This window comes from Bacteroidota bacterium (assembly GCA_035506275.1).
GTDB lineage: Bacteria > Bacteroidota > Ignavibacteria > UBA10030 > UBA8401 > JAGVPT01.
The window spans coordinates 315993-335807 of sequence record DATJPT010000006.1; the positions used below are offsets into that span (position 1 = coordinate 315993).

The following is a 19815-nucleotide window of genomic DNA, read 5'->3' on the forward strand; positions in this document are numbered from 1 at the left end:
AGGGTGAACAAGCATTTATTATAATTAAAGAATCTGCTCATCCTGAGCGAGCCTCGCGAAGCGAGGCGAGCCGAAGGACATCCTGAGCGAGCCTCGCATAGCGAGGCGAGACGAAGGACATCCTGAGCGAGTGGCGCGGCTTTATCGTGCCACGAGACGAATGACAAGTTGCGCCCTTCGACGCGCTCCCCCGACTTCGTCGGGATCGCTTGCTCCCCGAAGGGGTCCCTTAGGGGACAGGGTGAACAAGCATTTATTATAATTAAAAAATCTGCTCATCCTGAGCGAGCCTCGCGAAGCGAGGCGAGACGAAGGACATCCTGAGCGAGTGCTGCAGCTTTATCGCGGCACGAGACGAAGGACATCCTGAGCGAGTGCTGCAGCCTTATCGCGGCACGAGACGAAGGACATCCTGAGCGAGTGGCGCGGCTTTATCGCGGCACGAGACGAAGGACATCTTGAGCGAGTGGCGCGGCTTTATCGCGGCACGAGACGAAGGACATCTTGAGCCCTTCGACTCCCCTGTTCCGCTTTCAGCGGAACAGGTTCGCTCAGGGTGAACAAGCTTTTTCGATCCCCTTTATAAAACGAAAAGCCAGTCGGCGTTTCAACCGGCTGGCTTTTCAAAAAAACTACAGCTCTTCTACAACATTACTTCAGCAGGATCATCTTCTTGATCTGACGGGTCTCTCCCGTTTGCAGAACGTAAAAGTATGTTCCGGAGCTGAGCGAGCTTGCGTTCATGTTCACATGAATCAGCTGGTTCGCCTGCGCCGTGCCGTCGAACAGCGTCATCACTTCCTGCCCGAGCATGTTGTACACTTTCATAGTCGCCTTCTGATCCGTTGGCACGGCAAAGGTGATCATGGTCGTCGGGTTGAAAGGATTCGGATAGTTCTGGCTCAGTTCGTAGTCAGCCGGCGTGAGGCCGATCGTCGCATTCACGGCCGCGCTGTACACGAACGCACCGTTATGGTCGATCTGCTTCAGACGGTAGGTATACGTACCGGCGGCAACCTGGTCTGTGTAGCTGTAATGATGACCAACGTTGCTCGTTCCGTTTCCTGCCACAAACCCGACCTGCTGATAGGAGCTGGTCGAGGTCTTCCGTTCGATCGCAAAGCCGGAGTTGTTCACTTCGGTCGCGGTCGACCAGGCAAGTTCCACCGACTTCCCGTTGGGCGTCGCAGTGAAGCTCTTCAACTCAACCGGCAAGTTCAAACTTGTCCAATCCTGGCTGACATGGATTCCGTCGATGACAAGGTAAGGTGCGGTCGTGGCTGATCCCTGACGCAATGCAATAAATGAAATTTCATGGGCGACACTTAAACCTGTCCCAAACTGCGAAGCCGCGCCATCGCCATACGCTTGAGCGTTGGGCGATCCCGGTTCGGAAGTCCAGTCATCGCCCGATTGGAAGACGTAAAGACTGGCATTCCCGGCTCCACTGAGGGAAGTGTCGAGAGGAGCTCCGCCAAAGTCGTACTTTACTACTAGAAGGTAGGTGGTGTTACGCTGATAAATCGAGTCAGTAAACACGGGAAGCCCAGTTCCTGACACGAGGGCACCCCTGGCAATCCCAAACGTTAAAGAGCTGTCAGGCTTTGTAGATTTCCGGACGTACACACGAGCCCAAAAATCAGAGGTGTTCATAGTAGTACCGACTGCCTGCGCTCCGCCGCCGTAATCTCCAAAGTGAAAGAAATAATCACCGACAGCATTTAACTTATTATTTGGAGTGGTTCCGACAGTATCGATATTGACCAGGAATGATGCATATACTACGCCAGATCCAGTCGAGCACGTGATACTATCCGACTCCGATGCCACGAATCTGTAGTTGACGTCTTGTCCAGTCCTTTTGAGCACGAGGGCTTTCCCGCCGGATGGATATGTTGTAACTCCAGACAAAGTCAAATTTGAGTCGGATATTTGCTCGGGATTTGTGCCAGCGCTGCTATGTGCGAGCCATCCCGTGTTATCGACTGTCAGTAGCGTTTGAAGTGGATAATTGAAATCCTCCGTGAAGATCTGCGCGAACGTCGACTGTGCGCCGAGTCCGAGCAGGAAGAGGATGCATAATACAGTAAACAGTTTTTTCATAAGTGGATCCTTTCTGAGATTGATGAGGTGTGGGTTAATAAGAATTACGATTTACGAATTTCAATTTACGATCTTGGGAAAGGAGTTCTTGGTCCTCAGTGTCCGGTGTCTGGTATTGCCTTCCGCCAGTCACTCCTTACTCCTTACTGCCTACTGTTTAGTCCTGCGTGCCAAGTCTTAACGTCAGCGCCCGTGCTTCTGTGCTCTTCATTCTCACATCTGAATTCTCCCTTCTGTCTCCCGCTTTCCCCACGATCGCATCGGAGCGGAGGGCGAAGAGGATGGTCGGGATCGTTTTCAACACGAGCGCGAGGTCGAGCGCGAGCGAACGGGTCTGCTCGTACAACAGATCGAGGCGTACGAGGTTCTCGACTCCTTCTTCCCTGCTGCCGTACAGCTGCCAGAGTCCCGAGAGTCCCGCCGGCGCGGTGACCGCCGCGCGCATATCATAGAACGAAGGGGATTCGCGTTTCATCGTTTCGAGGTCGGCGAGCGCCAGCGGGCGCGGGCCGATGAAGCTCATGTCCCCGACCAGAATATTCCACAACTGCGGAAGCTCGTCGAGTCCGGTCAGTCGGAACCATCTGCAGATACGGGGAACGTCGCCGGCGTATTCGGGCCTGAAGAAGATCTGTGCCGCGCCGGGAATGTGCGCGCGGGAATCCCGTTCGCGCATCGTCCGGAGTTTATAGATGCGGAACCGCTCCCGTTCGAGCGAGACACCCCGGTCCTGAACATAGAGGGGGAATGCCCGAGTCTCCCATGCTGCGACGAGGAGGAGCAGAACCATTGCCGGAAAAAGCGCGGCCATGAGCGTCAGCGCGAGAACGACGTCGAAAATTCTTTTCCAGAGAAAATAGGATTTGCGCAAGGGCATTAGGGAGTATGCCTGAGTATCGAATTGATGACGAACAGAAAATCAGCTGAAGCACATGCGGTAGTTCGGGGAAAATATCCGCATTGGGGGGACAAAATGCAAGTTAATTTTGTGTTACGAATCAGGATTTTTTTGGAAAAGAACGCACCGCACAGGACCCGAGGGGATGGTTTCGTCAGCCGCCCGAGTGCAGAGGAACTGCCGTAGGGGCGTCGTGTTTTTGTGGAAGCCGTTCTTTGGAAGTCGCAAAAATTTTTGGAAATGCGTTTGCGAAAAGGGGAATGATTATGTATCATGGGGCGGTGGAAATGGGGGATGGGGGAAGGATGGAGTGGTGGAAGGGTGGAATGGGGGAAGGGTGGAATATTGGAAACATGGAATGGTGGAGGGATGGAATCAGGGGGGCGTTTGGAGAACGGCAACTCTTTTAATGGTGGATAGTTATCTGTGGACAAGGTTTTTTGGGGGGATGCAAATTTGCCCCAGTCATCCTCGGAAGAGGGGGATATGCGGCCATTTCCCGTCCCTTTCATTCCGACGATGACATCGCTATAGAACCAATTCACGTTAAGGAGACAATCGTTATGCACCGACTCATACTCATTGCCGCGCTGGCGGTATCGACGGCCGGATTTGCTGCACAGCCCCTTCAACCGGCCGGCGTCGATTCGCTCATCGCGGCGAGCGATGCCTATTCCCTCCAGACGTTCGAGAACCAGAAGTCGCTCGACGTGCTGATGAAGGCGTATGCCGCCGATTCGACCAACTACGAGGTCCTCTGGCGCATCAGCCGGGCGTACAGCGACATCGGCGAGATCCTTCCGACGGTAACGCAGGAGCAGAAGACGAAACAGCTGGACATGTATGAAAAATCGCTCGATTTTGCCGAGCGCGCGGTGAAGGCAAACCCGAACGGGACGATGGGCTACACCCGGCGGGCGATCGCGACGGGACGGGTGGCGCTTTTTAAGGGAGTATGGGATTCCATCGACCTGGTGAAGGAAGTGAGGGCCGACTGCGAGAAGGCGATCGATCTGGACAAGAGCAATCCCGCGGCGTATTACGTGCTCGGCCGGACGCACGCGAAGCTGTGCGAGAAGCCGAAGATCATCCGCTGGCCGCTCGGGCTGAGCTGGGCGAATTACGACGATGCGAAGGCGAATTACGAGAAGGCGATCGCGCTCCGGCCGACGTTCATCATGTATCGTCTCGACGCGGCGCGGGCGTATGTTGAAGTGGACGAGTACGACAAAGCGAAGACGGAGCTGACGCGCATTGCGACGCTTCCGACCGAGAACCAGAAGGACAACGATTTCCGCAAAGAGGCGAAGGAACTGCTGGAGGAGATAAAAGACAAGTAACAGTGATCAGGGAACAGCGATCAGTGATCAAGGTTTTCGGGGGACGGGCGTTCTGACAAAGACGGCAACAATTTTTCCCATTGAGAATATTGGAGCCATCAACAACCACATGTCATTCCGAGCGCAGCGAGGAATCTATACGGTAAGAAAGATTCTTCGTCGTCGCAAAGAGCGCTCCTCCTCAGAATGACAGAGACTCAGCTTCCTTGAGAATATCGGAGCCACCATCAACCACATGTCACCTCGAGAACAACGAAGGGTCTATCCTGCTTCAACTTAAATGAAATTGAATTTCGTCCGCCAAATCCTTATTTTTAATTCTCTCAGCCGAGATGGTGGAATTGGCAGACACACTAGCCTTAGGAGCTAGCGCCGTAAGGCATTGGGGGTTCGAATCCCCCTCTCGGCACAACGTCATCCCCCCTTTGAACTTCTTCCATCGCCGCCACGAAGGATCAGCGTGCGCACCGTCAAATCCCCCTTATTTGCCTTGATTTTATTTTAAGGAAAAAGTAATTTCATCATTAGTCCCCCCTTTCTGCAGAGCCGACTTACTTTTTTAACGATATCAGCGCCACCCCAAGGCGGTCTCTTGGGAAAAATCGCTGAACGCAAATGGACAGGTTTTCCGGCATGCCCCGCATTCGGGGCGTTTGGGTAGTGGTTCTCTCCAGCTATTAAAAAAGATGCTGACGGTAAAATAGTAAATAGTGAAAAGTAAAGGGTGAAGAGTGAATAGTGAAGAGAAAGGAGCAGGGTATGCGGTGTGATTGGAGCAAGCTTTTAGGGAAGCTAATTTCCGTTTCTTTTGCGGCAACGCTCTCCTTTGCGCAGACGGCAACGACTCCCTCCGGGAGCGGCACGGCCGGCGATCCCTACCTGATCGATTCACTCAGCAATCTCTATTGGGTGACGCAAAACTCAACGTCGTGGAGTTCGTTCTTCCGGCAAACTGCGGACATCGATGCGTCGGCGAGTTCCGGATGGAATTCCGGCAGCGGCTTCGCGCCGATCGGGGGGCAGTCGACCAGTTTCGACGGCACCTATGACGGTAATGGGCACACGATCGACAGCCTCTATATCTCCAACAGCAATAACGACTATATCGGCATGTTCGGGCTCGTCTCGGACGGCACGATCCGGAATCTCCGGCTCACCAATGAGAACATCACAGGGGGGAGCGAAGTGGGAGGGCTCGTCGGGATGTCAACCGGAAGCGGATCCTCGCTGATCGACAGTTGCTCGACCGGCGGGGTCATTACCGGGAGCGACTCACAGGAAACCGGCGGTCTCGTCGGCATGGCGACGGCTGCCTCGACGATAAGAAACTGTTACAGCTCCGCGCTCGTGAACGGCGCGAACTTGGTCGGGGGACTTGTCGGCCACAATGACCAGGGGACCGTGATTAGTAACTGCTACAGTACCGGGAGCGTCAACGGAAGCGGCAGCGGGATTGGAGGCCTCGTCGGTTACAACACCTACACGTCCCCTGCCAACGCGCAGATCGTAAATAGTTACGCTATCGGCAAACTCATCGGGAGCGGCGTCTCGCAGGTCGGCGGACTTGTCGGCGGGAACGGCGCGACGATCAGCAACAGTTTCTGGAATACCGATTCCTCCGGGTCGACGGGCGTCGGGGCGGGTTCCGGCTCCGGTGCAACAGGAGCAACTTCGGGCCAGATGCAAACTCTCTCGACGTTCACCGGCGCCGGATGGGATTTTGTTCTCGAGACTGCCAACGGAACGAATGACTATTGGGATATGGATACCACTCACAAGGCCATCAACCATGGATATCCGTTCCTCTCGTGGGAGGACCACGATACCATCGCCCTTCCGGTCGAGCTGACGGCGTTCGCCGGAACCTCGACGGGGGCTGATGCGGTACTCAGCTGGAAGACGGCAACGGAGGTGCAGAATGCAGGGTTCGAAATTGAGAGAATGACCGACAAGCAACCAACGGCGGCGAACAGCTGGAAACGTGTAGGGTTTGTCGGAGGGGCGGGAACGTCGAACGCCCCGCACAATTACTCCTTCACCGATAACGTCGGATCGTCGGGAAGCTATTCATACCGGCTGATGCAGATCGACAGGAACGGCGCGTTCACCTATTCTCAGACTGTCACCGTCAACGTTGCCGCCGGACCGAGAATCTTCTCGCTCGGTCAGAATTATCCGAATCCGTTCAACCCCTCGACGACGATCCAATTCACGGTGCCGGAAGACGGAAGGGCGAGCTTGAAGATCTACGACGCGATCGGGCAGGAAGTCGCGACGCTTTTCAATAGCGGGGCGAAGGCGGGAGAATACCACCAGGCGACGTTCGACGCATCCCGGCTCGCGAGCGGGATATATTTTGCTCGGCTGGAATTCGGCGGGACAATGCTGACGAAAAAAATGATGCTGTTAAAATAGCGCCAGTTCTTGTTCGGCAAAACAGGCGAGCCCGGATGATGAGTCCGGGCTTGCTGTTTTAAGGGCTACACAGAATGATGATATGGATGATGGTCAAACGATATAGGTTCTTTGAAGGGATCGATGTGCCCCTTACTCCATTGCATAGTAGGAGAGTCTCCACTCTCATTCCCAACGTCTCGTTGGGAATGCCAATTTCTGACACTCCCTTTCAGCGGGCTGGGTTACGTTCCCGATCGAAGATCGGAAGCGAGGGAACTCCTCTCCCAACAAGCTCGGAGGCGGGGCTGCAACACTTCTATCCTCTTCATAAATGTCTTGACAATAGCCCTGAAAAGGAAGTATCTTAACCCGAACATAACGCTATAAGAACAACCGACTTCCTGGGGAAGACGACGGGGCGGTTGAGCTGAGGATATCAAAAGACCTCCGGATTTCCGGTTCACGGAATGAAGGAGGTCTTCGTTTTTTTGGGGGATGCAAAAGGCCTTTTCTGTGCCCAGGATCGGCGGAGAAGTTCTCAACGGACAAGCAGACAGCCGGCGTGCGTCATCACGCCAATGTCCTGCCGATCCATGCTCATGCGGCGAACAAATTATTCAACTTCAATCCCCGCTGGCTCACACGTCAACACTCATCAACTCGAAGGAGAAGAATAATGCTCTCATTATACCGCGGTTCAACTCTCATTGTGATCGTCGCCTGCTTCCTTGCAGCGTTCGGCGGATGCAAGAAGAACGACTCGACCACGAATCCAGTAAACGCTCCCCTCTATAACGTCACCGCCACGGTCGTCAATCCGCAAGGACAACCGCAGGGGGGCGCCACGCTCGCGCTGCAAAACCCCCCGGCCGAAAGCGGTACTTTCTCCGCGATAACCGACAGCACCGGAAAAGCGACCATCGAATCGCCTTCCGGACAGCATACGATCATCGCGTCGATAGGGACGGTCTTTCAGGCGACCCTGACCGTGAACGTCAGCGCGAGCGCCTCGGGCACAGTGGTCACCACACCGCTCCACTTGCAGCAGAACACGACCCTCGGGAGAGTTCTCGTCGTAACGGCGGATGCGGAGCAGTTGGAGGACGTTCTGCGCGTGATCGGATACACGGCCTTCGATTCTGTTTACATTGACACTCTGGAAGAGGAAGCGAACATCGATTCCACGAAAGTCCTAAACTATCTGAAGCAATACACGCTGGTCTTTTCGGATTGCGACGGAGGTACGGAAGGGGATGATGAATATGCGGCCCTCTCAAGAACGTACGGCAGGTATATCCAGGGGGGCGGGAAAATGTACGGCGGGCATTACAACTATTACCACCTCGAACGGATCTGGCCGCCGTACTATATGCTGGAGGACAGTCAGGACAACCCTGCAGAGGATTCCATCAGGATCGTCAGCCCGCCGCTCGCCGGTTATGTAGGGTTCACCGTCGCAAGCTGGGATTCATCAGGCGATTCCAGGGAGCTCTCCGGGTATGAGCATTTCACAGACCTGCCTCCGACCTCTGTCGTTTATGCGACGATCTCCTGGACCAACCCGAGGATCGCCGTCATCGTCGAGAACCATCTCGGAAGCGGAAAGTTTCTCTGGACAGACTACCACAATCAGGACATCAAGGATGTCGCACATCTTGTAAAGATCGTGCAGTACTTCCTTCTGAACCTGTAGCGTGAATTTTGGTACGGATGCGGGAGGAGCGTGGCAAGAAATGAACCACCCGAACTGCAACCAATTAACAAGCCGCGGGAGAGTCTCGACGATTCTCCCGCGAATTATTATCCGTTCGTCTTTGGCAGTGAATGGATGAACGCTTCTCCTGCCTGCACGCCGAGACCGACCCCTGTGCCGATCAGAACGCCGTCGATAAAATTATCCCTGAACACCGACGGCGGAATGGCGGAGACGTTCTGGAGTACGCCGACGATCATCGTCAGCAGAACGAACATCGTCCCGTAGACCAGCCCGATCACGATGAATTTTCCCCAGCTGAATGCCGCAAGCCGGCGCTCGAAGACGAACGCCAGCCACACCACCGGCAAGTTCACTCCGAACGACCAGAACCCCGAATAGAGCACCGGCATCGACGCCGTTGCGACGATGAACTGCACCGCGCTCGTGCACACCGCCGCCGTGATCGCTTCCGACAACCCGCGAATGTGGTAGAAGGCGAAGATGAACGCCCCGGTCAGGCCGAACGCGATATAGGCGAAATAAATGTCCCTGTAATTGAAGACTTCGGTGCCGTGCATGATCAGCCCGACTGTCATGCTGCCGAGAGCACCGGTGACGGTAATAAGGCCAAGCTTCCACAATTGTCTGAAAATGTCCTTCATGAATTCCTCCTTCTCCGATGTAGAGATCGGTTGTTCAATGCCGCGATGTCTCCCCGGCCGCAGGGGGAAAATCAGGCGGCGCTTGCGGCGGGAATATGTGATTATTTTAGAGTATTGTCAATTAATTCTGTGCGATGGAGTGTCCCATTTTCGGCATGCATAGCTCAGACATTCTTCTCCGACTAGTTCTGTGGACAGGCAAGAATGCCTGTCCTGCGGACACAAATTCCTCAATGAACCACTCCCCGCGCAGCCCAAACCAATGCAACCCCCGCAGTTGATAAATCAAACGGCAATCACGATATTGCATGGAACGGAGCATTGAAACGTATTTTTCGGGAGCCGGCGAGACCGCTCCTCTGAGCAACGGCACTGATGACCTTCCTCAATCCTTTTGTCCTTTTCGGCCTGGCGGCGGCAGGAATCCCCATTCTTCTCCATCTGCTGAATATCCGGAAGCTCAGGAAAATTGAATTCAGCACGCTGACTTTTCTCAAGGAATTGCAGAAGAACACGATGCGGAGAGTGAAGATTCGCCAATGGCTCCTCCTGCTTCTGCGGACGCTGATCATCATCTTTGTCGTCATCGCATTTTCGCGCCCCGCCCTCCGCGGAACGCTCGCCGGCCTCGGAACGCATGCCCGCACCACGGTCGCCGTTATCCTCGACGATTCGTACAGCATGACCCTCCGCGGCGAGCACGGCCCCTTTTTGAAGCAGGCGCAATCGTCAGCCCTTGCGATTGCCGATCTGTTGAAAGAGGGGGACGATGCGCTCTTCATCCGGCTTTCAGACCTTCCGGCTGCGACGATCGCCGAGCCGACCCACGATATCCGCCAGCTCCGGCGGGAGATCGAGCAGACGCAAGCGAGCTATAAACACCGGACGGTCGAGGAGGGGCTCCAATGCGCTCTGCGGTACCTCGGCATGTCAAAGAATTTTAACAAGGAAATTTACATCTTCACCGACAACCAGAAAACCAGCGTTCTCGGCAAGTCCTCCGCCGGGAACGGAATGCAGCCAAATTTTCCCCTCGACCCGAACATCAGGATTTTTTTCGTCCCACTCACGGACCGCCCGTTTGAGAATATCGGCGTCGTAAAAATAGAGATTCCGCCGACCCTTTTTCAAAAGGGGAAGCCCTTCATAGTGAAGGCCGATGTCCGTAATTTCGGGACTGCCCCGGCGCAGAATCGTCTCGTCAATCTGTACCTCGACGGAGTGCGGGTGATGCAAAAGAGCGTGACTGTCGACGGGGGAAGAGAAACCGCTGTCGAGTTTACCGCTGTCCCCCGGCGTACCGGATATGTTTCCGGAAGGATCGAGCTTGAGGACGATGCGTTCGACGAGGACAACTCCCGCTCGTTCACCGTCGACGTCCCGAAGCGTATCGCCGTCCTTCTTTCGTCGTCCGACCCGAAAAGCTCGACCTACCTCCGACTCGCATTGACCGCTCACAACGAAGACGAGGCTTCAACGCCGGTGGCGCTGACGGAGGTCTCGCCGCAGCAAATAACGTACTCCGCCCTCGCCCAAGCGGATGTCGTCGTTCTTTCCAATGTCGCGTCGCTCTCGCCGCTGCAGGCAGACCAGCTGAGTGAATTCGCCGCCGGCGGAGGGGGGATCATACTTCTTCCGGGAAATCTGCTCAACGTCGATCAGTATAACTCCTCCCTCCTGCCGAAGCTCGGCCTTCCGCAGCTCATGCCGTTCGACAGCAAAAGGGGGCCGGGGACCTACCGATCCTTCGAGAAAATAGACTTCAATCATCCTGTTTTCCAGGGAATGTTCGAAACTGCCTCCGGCGGGCAAATGGAAAAAAAGGGGGTAGAGTCGCCGCGGGTCATGACGTCGGTCCGGTTCGCTTCCGAAAAAGAACTCCGCTCGATCATTGCGCTTTCGGACGGCACGCCGTTTCTTTGGGAAAAAATTTCGGCCGGGAGGGCAGCGGCACGGATGCTCGGATTTTCAACGGCGGCGAATGCCGAATGGTCAGATTTTCCCCTCAAGGGAATTTTTGTACCGCTGTTGTATCAGACGATCCTGTACGCAGCGTCCGGAGGTAGCTCGATCATCGCCCAGCCGTCGCTGAACGCCGGAGACAGGGTCGACGTGCCTCTTTCAACATTAACCAGGAGAAACGGGGGGACGTCCGAAGGCCAGTCACCGGTATTTCGCATGCTGGATCCCGAAGGGAAAGAAACACTGCTCCCCCCGACCGCGGTCCGGCCGCAGAGAAATTCTCCGCGGGTAATTTCATTCGACGGCACGGAGCAGCCGGGAATTTATACTCTTCTTCGGGAAAAAGATACTGTGCAGCAGATCGCCGTGAACGTCGACCCGGCCGAATCGGCTCCCGAGAGGGCGACCTCGGCCGAGGTGATGACGATGCTCGGGCAAATCGGCTTCGAGCGGAAAGCAGTCTCGGTCGTCGGCGATCCGGGAACGCTCGGCGCTGTCGTCCTCCAAAGCAGGTTCGGCGTGGAATTGTGGAGTTATTTCCTCGCCGCCGCGCTTATCACAGCCCTTATTGAAATGATCGTTGCGCGCGAACCGCAGCAGGAAGGAACCGCATGATCGATCTCGTCCGGGATCAAAAAGAGCGTGCCATCGTCGTCGGGCTGGTCAGCAGAAGCGTTCCCAAGCTTCAGGCTGCGGAATATCTCGACGAGCTGTCGCTCCTCGCCGATACCGCAGGCGCGGTGGTGGTCCACCGGATCATGCAGGAGCGGAACAAGGTCGATCCGGCATTCTACATCGGGAAAGGAAAGGTCGAGCAGCTCGCGCAGCTCGTGGAAGACGACGACATCGCCAGCGTCATCTTCGACGACGACCTTTCTCCCGCCCAGGTCAGGAACCTGGAGACGAACATCAACAGGAAAATTCTCGACCGGAGCGGGCTGATCCTCGATATTTTTGCCAGCCGCGCGAAGACCAACGAGGCGCGCACGCAGGTGGAGCTGGCCCAGCTGCAGTACCTCCTCCCCCGCCTGACGCGCGCGTGGACGCATCTCTCGAAACAATTCGGCGGCATCGGGACCAAGGGTCCCGGCGAGACCCAGATAGAAACCGACCGCCGGATGATCAGGCAGCGAATTTCGCACCTCGAGGAAAAACTCGAAAAGATCGGACGGCAGCGCGAAACCCGGCGGAGCGGGCGAAAGGATTTCGTGAACGTCTCGCTTGTCGGCTACACGAATGCCGGCAAATCGACGCTGCTCAATGCGCTCACCGATTCGGATGTCTTCGTCGAGAACCGTCTCTTTGCCACGCTCGATACCACAACGCGCACGGCGGTGCTTTCGCCTTCCACCAAGATCCTCCTTTCCGACACGGTCGGTTTCATCCGGAAGCTTCCCCATCATCTTGTCGCATCGTTCAAAGGGACGCTTGAAGAAGTTATCGAGGCCGACATTCTCCTCCATGTGATCGACGTTTGTCACCCGAAATTCGACGAGCAAATTCGCGTCGTCATTTCCACGCTGGAGGAACTTGGCGCAGCGGGGAAGCCGACCCTTTACGTCTTCAACAAGATCGACGCCCTGCAAGACCGTGAACATTTGCAGGAACTGCAGCGTCAGTTTATTCCTTCGGTGTTCATATCAGCCGAGCGGGGAATAAACCTCCTCGGGCTGAAGGAAATGATCCTGAGGACGATCCATCATTCCCGCATCGACCTGACGTTTTCCATCGCGCACACCGAACATAAATTGCTTTCCGCGCTGCACGACCTTGCGGAGATCGAAGAGAGAGTCTATGAAGACGGCAGCGTGATCGTGAAGGCGAAAGTGAGCAGCCGCAATATCAACCATGTGCGGGAGGTCTTGAAACAGGCGCACGCGACGATCATCTCTTTCCAGGCCCCGCATGAACAGCGCGAACCTTCAAAGTCGGGCGATGATGAGTGATGAGATAACTGGCGCCATTTCAAAAACCCAGATCTTGTCATTCCGAGGAGCGCAGCGGCGAAGAATCCACCTCACGGCAGCAGCACAGAAAGATGAAGGTTCGCTGTCGTAGACCCTTCGCTCCGCTCAGGGTGACATGCCGTACTGGTGCACTCGGCTCGATCTTTGTCAGAATAACAATACAAAGGATTTTTGAGATAGCTTCTAGGAAGTCACGGCATCGCTTGTAAGGAATAAAAAAAGTCCGACGCGAAGCACGCGCCGGACTTAGACAATCCGTAAAACAAAGCTACTTCAACAGCAGCATCTTCTTGATCTGCACCTTCCCTCCAAACTCCAGCTGCGAAAAATAGATCCCGCTTGCGAGGTTCGATGCGTTGAACTGAACCTGATGATAGCTCCCGGCTGCAGCGTTGCCGTTGAACAGCGTCGCCACTTCCTGACCGAGGATGTTGTATACTTTGAGAACCGCCCGACCGTTCGACGGTACGGTGAATTGAATGATCGTCGACGGGTTGAAAGGATTCGGGTAGTTCTGCGACAGGGCGAACTGCAAGGGGATGCCGGCGGCACCCGAGGCTACACCGGTTGCCGTATTTGCGTAGATGGTGTAGATCGTGCAGGCGTTGTAATAGCTGTAGTCTCCGACTCCGTCGGAAAAATAGAGGTTTCCGTCAGCCGGAACCCAAAGGGAATCCTGCCATACTTCAAAGCTGGCGCTCGTCTCAAGTCCGTCGGAATCGTACAAGTATGAGGTCCGGTCGACATTCATCCATCGGCCGTTCGTCCATTGTTCATCCAGCTGTGTCAACGAGTTTCCGTTCGCATCATACGAGTACGCAGTACTATCGAAGTTCACCCATTGGCTGTTCGTCCACTGTTTCTCCGATTGCGACAACGTTTGTCCAAATGCATTGTAGGTGTATACGGAGCTATCGACGTTCGCCCATTCGCTGTTCCCCCATTGTTGGTTCACTTCCTCGAAAACCTCTCCGGTCGTGTAGTACTTGTAGGTCGTTCTCTCGACGTTAACCCATTGGCTGTTCGTCCACTGTTCAGTCAGCCCCGACAGGATTCTTCCGTTCGAACCGGCGGTATTGGTGTAGCGAAGGTCGTTGACCCATTGGCCGTTCGTCCAGACCTCTTTCAATACCGAGGACGTATTCCCGTACTCATCATATTCGTACGTATCGCGCCAGTCGCTCACCCACTGGCCGTTCGTCCAAAGATTCTCCCAGACAGAGAAGAGGTTCCCGAATACATCGTAGGAATACGCCACGCTGTCAACGCTGACCCAATCTCCGTTTGTCCATTGTTCATGTACCCGCGCGATCTCATCCCCGGAAAAATCGAACGTATATGTCACGCTGTCGACATTGACCCATTGGCCGAGCGCCCAATCCTCAAGCACTTCTGTCAACTCATATCCGGCCTCAGCATAGAAGTAGCGGCAAGAGTCAACCCACTCGCCGTCGATCCATTTCTTCACAGAAATGGAGACCACCGATCCAAATGCATCGTGCGCAAACGTATATCTTGTCGTATCATATGTGCTGACGGCAGTGACGGTGTCGATGACATAAAATGCGGCCCCGGACGATCGGGAAGGGTTCAATACGCCGGTCCGGATCTTTTTGGCGAATGCGGAAACGGCAGGCATTTCCCGCACGTTGAGGGGTCCTCCTCGAGCGCCGGAAAAAAATGGGAGCGGCGGTACCCTCGCCCCGCCTCCGGGGTGATTCGATTCACGCGGATCGCTTTTCGGCTCCTGCGAATAAGCCTCGCATGTGGACAATACCGTCAACAGAACGAAACCAAGAATGCTGACGACGGTGATCATTTTTCCCAAATGGCATCTCCTTCTCCTGTTGAAATCGCCCGCCGGAACCTGCGGAACATTATTTCAACAGCATCATTTTTTTGATCTGGACCTTGCCGCCAAACGCCAGCTCCGAAAAATAGATCCCGCTGGACAGATTCGATGCGTTGAACTGGACCTGAACACCCCACCGATTTACAGAAAAACGGAGCGTTGCCAGTATGCGACGAACGGATTGCTTATAGTGCTTACGAAATCTTGGAGCTTATCTTTGAAAAGGCATATTCAGAGGAGGGGTGTCACTGGGAATGAAAGTTAGGGGTTACTGCGAGAATGTCAAGCCCGCCACGGCTGTTGTGCGAAGCAGCAGTTGGGCCGGCTCGCTCCGGGGCGGTGAAGTTTGAGAATTTCCCCTCGCGCTCCGGTTATTTGTCATTCGGCTGAAAATATCGAGAACGAGATCCATTCCGTTCGCGATCGGAGATTGAGAACGAGTGAATCCGTCCCCTAAAAGCCGCGATTGCGGGCCTGGAACGGTCCCCCTTGCGCTGGGTGTCTCAATTTGATAGGATCCTTTCTTTCCGAGAAAGAAAGGATCCAAAGAAATCCTTCGAAATCGTAACGCTCAGATTCAATCCCAACCGCACTTCCGCCAATTTCGGTGCCAACAAGTTTTTTGAACATCATCATATGGGAATTTTTGCACCGAAATTGGAACCCTTCGATTGAATCCTTCCCCCTGCTCGTACCCGACGATTTCGAATAGCGATCAAATAGCGGCTGAAATTTTAAGCAAGGAATCGGCGGGTATGTGCGTTGGGCGCGATGCGCGCCTAAGGAAAACGGCAAGCTTGTGAGTCGGCATGAGGGTTCCGATTCCGAAGGGCTCTTCCCGCTTTCCAAAGCTATGAATGGCGGGATCCCATAAAGCGGGACTTTGCTTCTTTCCCTGGCTAAAGAGAAAGAAGTGAGGTCTGGCAAAATTCGTGCTGAGACTCCCCTTTCGCCCCTCACCTTGACTCTCGAAACGCTTATATGTAAATTTCTGCTGATGTAAAAAAATTTGCTTGAAAATTTCTTCACGCCGAAACACTCAGGCCGCGCATGGAAAATACGAATCTCACGATCGAGAACCTTCGCGTCAATTCTCTCTTCAAGTACATCAGCGACAACGATCTGCAAAAGATCTCCAAGACTCTGAAAGAGGAAACCTTCAGCGCAGGAACGGTTATTTTCAACGAAAGGACCCGCGGCGAACGCCTCTACCTGATCCTCGACGGAAGAGTGAAGATCTCCAAGATCACGAAATTCGGCATGGAAACTCCGCTTGCCATCCTCGGCAAGGGTGAATTTTTCGGCGAGATGGAGCTTATCGAGGACCTCGATCGCTCTGCCCGGACCACCGCGCTGGAAAATACCGTCGTCGCCGGCATCTCCAATCACGATTTTGACAGTCTCATCAAGACCAATCATATCGTGACGCTGAATCTGCTGAAGGCGATCAGCAAACGGCTTCGTTCGACGGACGAGATCGTGGTGGCGGAACTGGAAAAGAACCTTGAAGCCTCCAACCGGCAGGTAGAAAAACTGAATTTGCTCATCGACGCGGCGAAGACGGTCAACTCCACCCTCGACCTTGATAAACTCCTCGACGTCATCCTTGAGACCTCGATCAAATCTATTTCTGCGGACCGCGGGACGCTCTATCTCATCGATGAGCTGAAATCGGAAATCTGGTCGAAGGCGCTGCGGGGAACCGAGGTCATCGAGATCCGCCTCCCCATCGGCAAAGGATTGTCCGGCTACGTCGCGAAGACCGGGGAGACGATCAACATTCCCGATGCATACAACGATTCGCGCTTCAACCCGGAGGTCGACAGGAAATCCGGCTTCCGGACGAACAACATGCTTTGCATGCCGATGCGCAACAGGGACGGAAAAATTATCGGCGTCTTTCAGATGCTGAACAAAAAAGGGGGACCGTTCACCAGCCAGGACGAAGAGTTCATCAACGCTCTGTCGATCCACGCGTCGATCGCGATCGAGAACGCCCGTCTTGCACAGGAGATGGTGAACAGCGAACGTCTCTCCGCCGTCGGAAGAATGGCCAGCACCATCATCCACGACATCAAGAACCCGATGGGGACGCTGCGGGTCTATGCGCAGGTGATGAAGAAAAAATCGGGGAACGAGGAAGCGGGAAAGCTCGCCGACGAAATGATCCATCAGGTCGACCGGTTCGTCAACATGACGCAGGAGATCCTCGATTTCAGCCGCGGCGTCAGCGCCACCAACATCCAGACGGCGGAATTCGGCGAAGTGATGGAAGGGGTCCTCGCCTTCATCGAGAAAGACCTGACGAAGCGGAACATCAAGCTGGAAAAGAACCTCAATTTTCAGGGGAAGGTACGGATCGACCAGGATAAGGTCGTACGGGTTTTCTATAATATCGCAAGCAACGCGGCGGACGCAATGCCGACGGGGGGAACGCTCCTGGTCACGACGGAAAGCGCCGGCGACATGGTGAAGGTCGACTTCAAGGACACCGGAACCGGGATGCCCGAAGAAGTGAAGCGGAGGATCTTTGAGCCGTTCGTGACGTACGGCAAGAAGCACGGCACCGGCCTCGGCATGGCGATCGTGAAGAAAGTGATGGACGACCACAAAGGGAAGATCGAGATCGAAACGGAAATGGGAAAAGGTACGACCATCCGCCTCCTCTTTCCGCTGACGTAGCTTTTCACCGGGGGGAAGATTACCGCGCGCTATCTCCTGATGCGCCTTCAAGGAATTTCCGCACCAGCGCCCCGCATCGGTATCCGCTTTGTGCCGCTCCCTCGATCGTTGCCGGCAGTTTCGTGTCGGTCCAATCCCCCGCCAAAAATAAATTCCTGACCGATGTTGCGTGCGATGGACGAACGCTTTCCGTTCCAACCCGCGGCGAGAAGGTCGCCCGTTTTTCCTTCACGACAAGAGAGTGAACAAGGGAAGCCCGGCCGCACGCCGGATAAAACCGCCGAAGCTCCGACAACGCCAGCGCAAGAAGTTCCTCTTTCTCTTTTGCAATGAAATCCCCCGCGCCGCTGATGACGAGCGAAAGATAATCGCCGCCGCTCTCCTTTTCAAAAATTCTGGATTTGTTGAACACCCAATGGATCGGCGAATCGAGAAGCGCCGTAAAATCCTCATCCACAAAGCTCCTGTCGAACCAGAGATGGATCGTGACGATTGGCGAGGAGATGAAACTGCCGGCGGACGACGTCTCCGGCAAAACGGCGGACGTCCCCCCGCCGAACACTCTCGGCAAATCGAAGTATGGAACGGCCGAAACGACGGCCCGCGGAGAGACGGCAGCTCCGGAATTCAACTCAAGTTTTGAGATCTGCATCCCATCCAGTTCGGCCCTTTCAACCGTCGTCTCCGTTAGGACCCGGCCGCCGTTCCGCTCCAGAAATTCGACCGCGTTATCCACCAAAACAACGCTCAGGCCCCTCTTTGGTATGACCATGGAAGAATCGCGCTTCTTCCCCAAAAACGCCGACTGAAGAACCTTGATGAAGAGCGCCGCAGAGACGACATCCGGCGAGTCGTTCAGCGTTCCGATGGCAAGAATATCCCACAGATACTCCTTGTTCTCTTTTGATTGACCGAGAGTATCGAGCCATTGGGTAACCGTCTGCGCCCGGAGATTCTCGTCGGAATCGGGCTTGGCGGAGAGAAGCGCCGTTCCGACACGGAGCAGCGACAACCGCTGGCTGAAGGAAAGGCTTTTCAGCCGAAGCAAACCGGCCAAGATGTTGAGAGGAGGGGGGAGAGCAGCCGAACGCAACCGGAAAAGGCCGCGATCTGCGTGGCGGAAGGAGACGGAAAGTCGCTCCTGAACCGAAACGAGAGGCATCGCGCCGATGGCGGCGAGATAGTTCAGCGTGGAATGATAGCAGCCCATCATCAGATGCTGGCCGTTGTCGACCTCGTCGCCGGTCGCTCTTTCGACAAATGAATACGTCCTGCCGCCGCAATGCTGCTTCTGTTCGATGAGACAAACTGAATAACCGGACCCGGCAAGGCTGACCGCCGCCGTCAGTCCGCTGACGCCGCCGCCGATCACAACGACATCGGGAGCACTACGTGCGGGAAGCTGCATGCGTGAAGAGCCTTCTGTTCTTCCACCATACTTCGATGGTGATCAGAAGCTTCGTAAAATTGGAGAGCTTGATGCGTTTGGAAAAAACGTTGTACTCCGCCCGGCCGATATCCTGGAGAAGCCGGAAATAGATGGCTTCCATGATCTGCGCCGCGAGGAAAAGCGGCTTGTCTTCTTCCGAAAGATTCTCGAGAGCGCTCTTGAAGAATGAGCGGGCCCGCTCGCATTCGAATTTCATCAGACGGATGAACTGAGCGTTGTATGTTCCGGCCAGTAATTCTTCCTCGGTGTACCCGAATTCGGCCAGGTCTTCGAGCGGAAGATAAATTCTCCCCTTCGCCGCGTCGGCCTTGATGTCCCGCAAAATATTGGTGAGCTGAAGAGCGATGCCGAGGTTGACGGCGTATTCCTTCGCCCCTTCGTTCTTATAGCCGAAAATTTCCGTGCAGATCAGTCCGACGGTCGACGCCGCGCGGTAGCAATACTCCCGCAGCTCGCCGAAGGTGGCATACCTCGTTTTCAACAGGTCCATTTCCATTCCCTTGATCAGGTCGTGAAAATGGTTCAGCGGAATGTTGAACCGCTGGATGATCTGGCTCAGCTTGTTCAGCAGCGGGTAGCGCGACGTCCCCGCGATCGCCTGCTCGAACTCCCGCGACCACTGGCGCAGCCGGACATACTTCCGCTTGACGTTCTCGTCCTCGTCGACGATGTCGTCCGTCGTGCGGCACCAGGCGTACACGACGTTGATGGCGTCGCGCTTGGGCTTCGGAAGAAGAAAGAACGAGTAATAGAAATTACTCCGTTTATTCTTTTCTATAATGTCGGCTACAAGAAGTGATTCCATG

General features: G+C 55.0%; 13 protein-coding genes and 1 tRNA gene. 8 read left to right on the forward strand and 6 right to left on the reverse strand.

The genetic code is table 11. From position 1 onward, the window contains the following. Positions 1–651 precede the first annotated feature (651 nt). Entirely contained in the window at positions 652–2103 is a 1452-nt protein-coding gene (locus tag VMF88_04500) for a T9SS type A sorting domain-containing protein (protein ID HTY10316.1), read from the reverse strand. A 157-nt stretch (positions 2104–2260) separates the two neighbouring features. Next, positions 2261–2980, reverse strand: coding sequence for a sugar transferase (locus tag VMF88_04505; GenBank protein ID HTY10317.1), 720 nt, complete (start codon positions 2978–2980; stop codon positions 2261–2263). Between the two features lie 281 nt (positions 2981–3261). Here VMF88_04505 and VMF88_04510 point away from each other — a divergent pair, with 281 nt between their 5' ends. The 5 genes from VMF88_04510 to VMF88_04530 all read left to right on the forward strand — a co-directional run bounded on the left by VMF88_04510 (position 3262) and on the right by VMF88_04530 (position 8431). Beyond that, complete coding sequence (locus tag VMF88_04510; GenBank protein HTY10318.1) at positions 3262–3411, forward strand: hypothetical protein; 150 nt, start codon at positions 3262–3264, stop codon at positions 3409–3411. Between the two features lie 153 nt (positions 3412–3564). Then, positions 3565–4341 (forward strand): tetratricopeptide repeat protein, encoded by a 777-nt coding sequence (locus tag VMF88_04515; protein ID HTY10319.1) that lies wholly within the window; start codon positions 3565–3567, stop codon positions 4339–4341. A 326-nt stretch (positions 4342–4667) separates the two neighbouring features. Beyond that, positions 4668–4750 (forward strand) — tRNA-Leu (locus VMF88_04520). Positions 4751–5100: 350 nt separating this feature from the next. Beyond that, positions 5101–6756, forward strand: coding sequence for a GLUG motif-containing protein (locus VMF88_04525; protein ID HTY10320.1), 1656 nt, complete (start codon positions 5101–5103; stop codon positions 6754–6756). A gap of 658 nt (positions 6757–7414) precedes the next feature. Beyond that, the gene (locus VMF88_04530; GenBank protein ID HTY10321.1) at positions 7415–8431 is read left to right on the forward strand and encodes a carboxypeptidase-like regulatory domain-containing protein; all 1017 of its coding nucleotides are present in this window, start codon (positions 7415–7417) and stop codon (positions 8429–8431) included. 107 nt (positions 8432–8538) lie between these two features. On the opposite strand, the gene VMF88_04535 is transcribed toward VMF88_04530, so the two are convergent. Beyond that, on the reverse strand, positions 8539–9096 hold the full coding sequence (locus VMF88_04535) for a hypothetical protein (protein HTY10322.1): 558 nt from the start codon (positions 9094–9096) through the stop codon (positions 8539–8541). Positions 9097–9471: 375 nt separating this feature from the next. Here VMF88_04535 and VMF88_04540 point away from each other — a divergent pair, with 375 nt between their 5' ends. Both VMF88_04540 and hflX read left to right on the forward strand, forming a co-directional pair. Next, on the forward strand, positions 9472–11673 hold the full coding sequence (locus VMF88_04540) for a BatA domain-containing protein (GenBank protein HTY10323.1): 2202 nt from the start codon (positions 9472–9474) through the stop codon (positions 11671–11673). Beyond that, on the forward strand, positions 11670–13004 hold the full coding sequence (gene hflX, locus VMF88_04545; protein HTY10324.1) for a GTPase HflX: 1335 nt from the start codon (positions 11670–11672) through the stop codon (positions 13002–13004). Before VMF88_04540 ends, hflX begins: the two co-directional genes overlap by 4 nt. A gap of 289 nt (positions 13005–13293) precedes the next feature. Here hflX and VMF88_04550 read toward each other — a convergent pair whose 3' ends face one another. After that, a complete protein-coding gene (locus VMF88_04550) occupies positions 13294–14844 on the reverse strand; it encodes a T9SS type A sorting domain-containing protein (GenBank protein ID HTY10325.1) in 1551 nt (516 codons plus the stop codon). A gap of 1083 nt (positions 14845–15927) precedes the next feature. Between VMF88_04550 and VMF88_04555 the strand changes: the two genes are divergently transcribed. Further along, the gene (locus tag VMF88_04555; GenBank protein HTY10326.1) at positions 15928–17559 is read left to right on the forward strand and encodes an ATP-binding protein; all 1632 of its coding nucleotides are present in this window, start codon (positions 15928–15930) and stop codon (positions 17557–17559) included. 19 nt (positions 17560–17578) lie between these two features. Here the strand turns inward: VMF88_04555 and hpnE are convergent, their stop codons facing one another. Next, positions 17579–18967: a hydroxysqualene dehydroxylase HpnE gene (gene hpnE / locus VMF88_04560; protein ID HTY10327.1), complete on the reverse strand. Its 1389-nt coding sequence runs from the start codon at positions 18965–18967 to the stop codon at positions 17579–17581. Further along, entirely contained in the window at positions 18948–19814 is an 867-nt protein-coding gene (gene hpnD / locus VMF88_04565; GenBank protein HTY10328.1) for a presqualene diphosphate synthase HpnD, read from the reverse strand. The genes hpnE and hpnD overlap by 20 nt, the downstream gene beginning before the upstream one ends. Between the last annotated feature and the right edge of the window lies 1 nt (position 19815).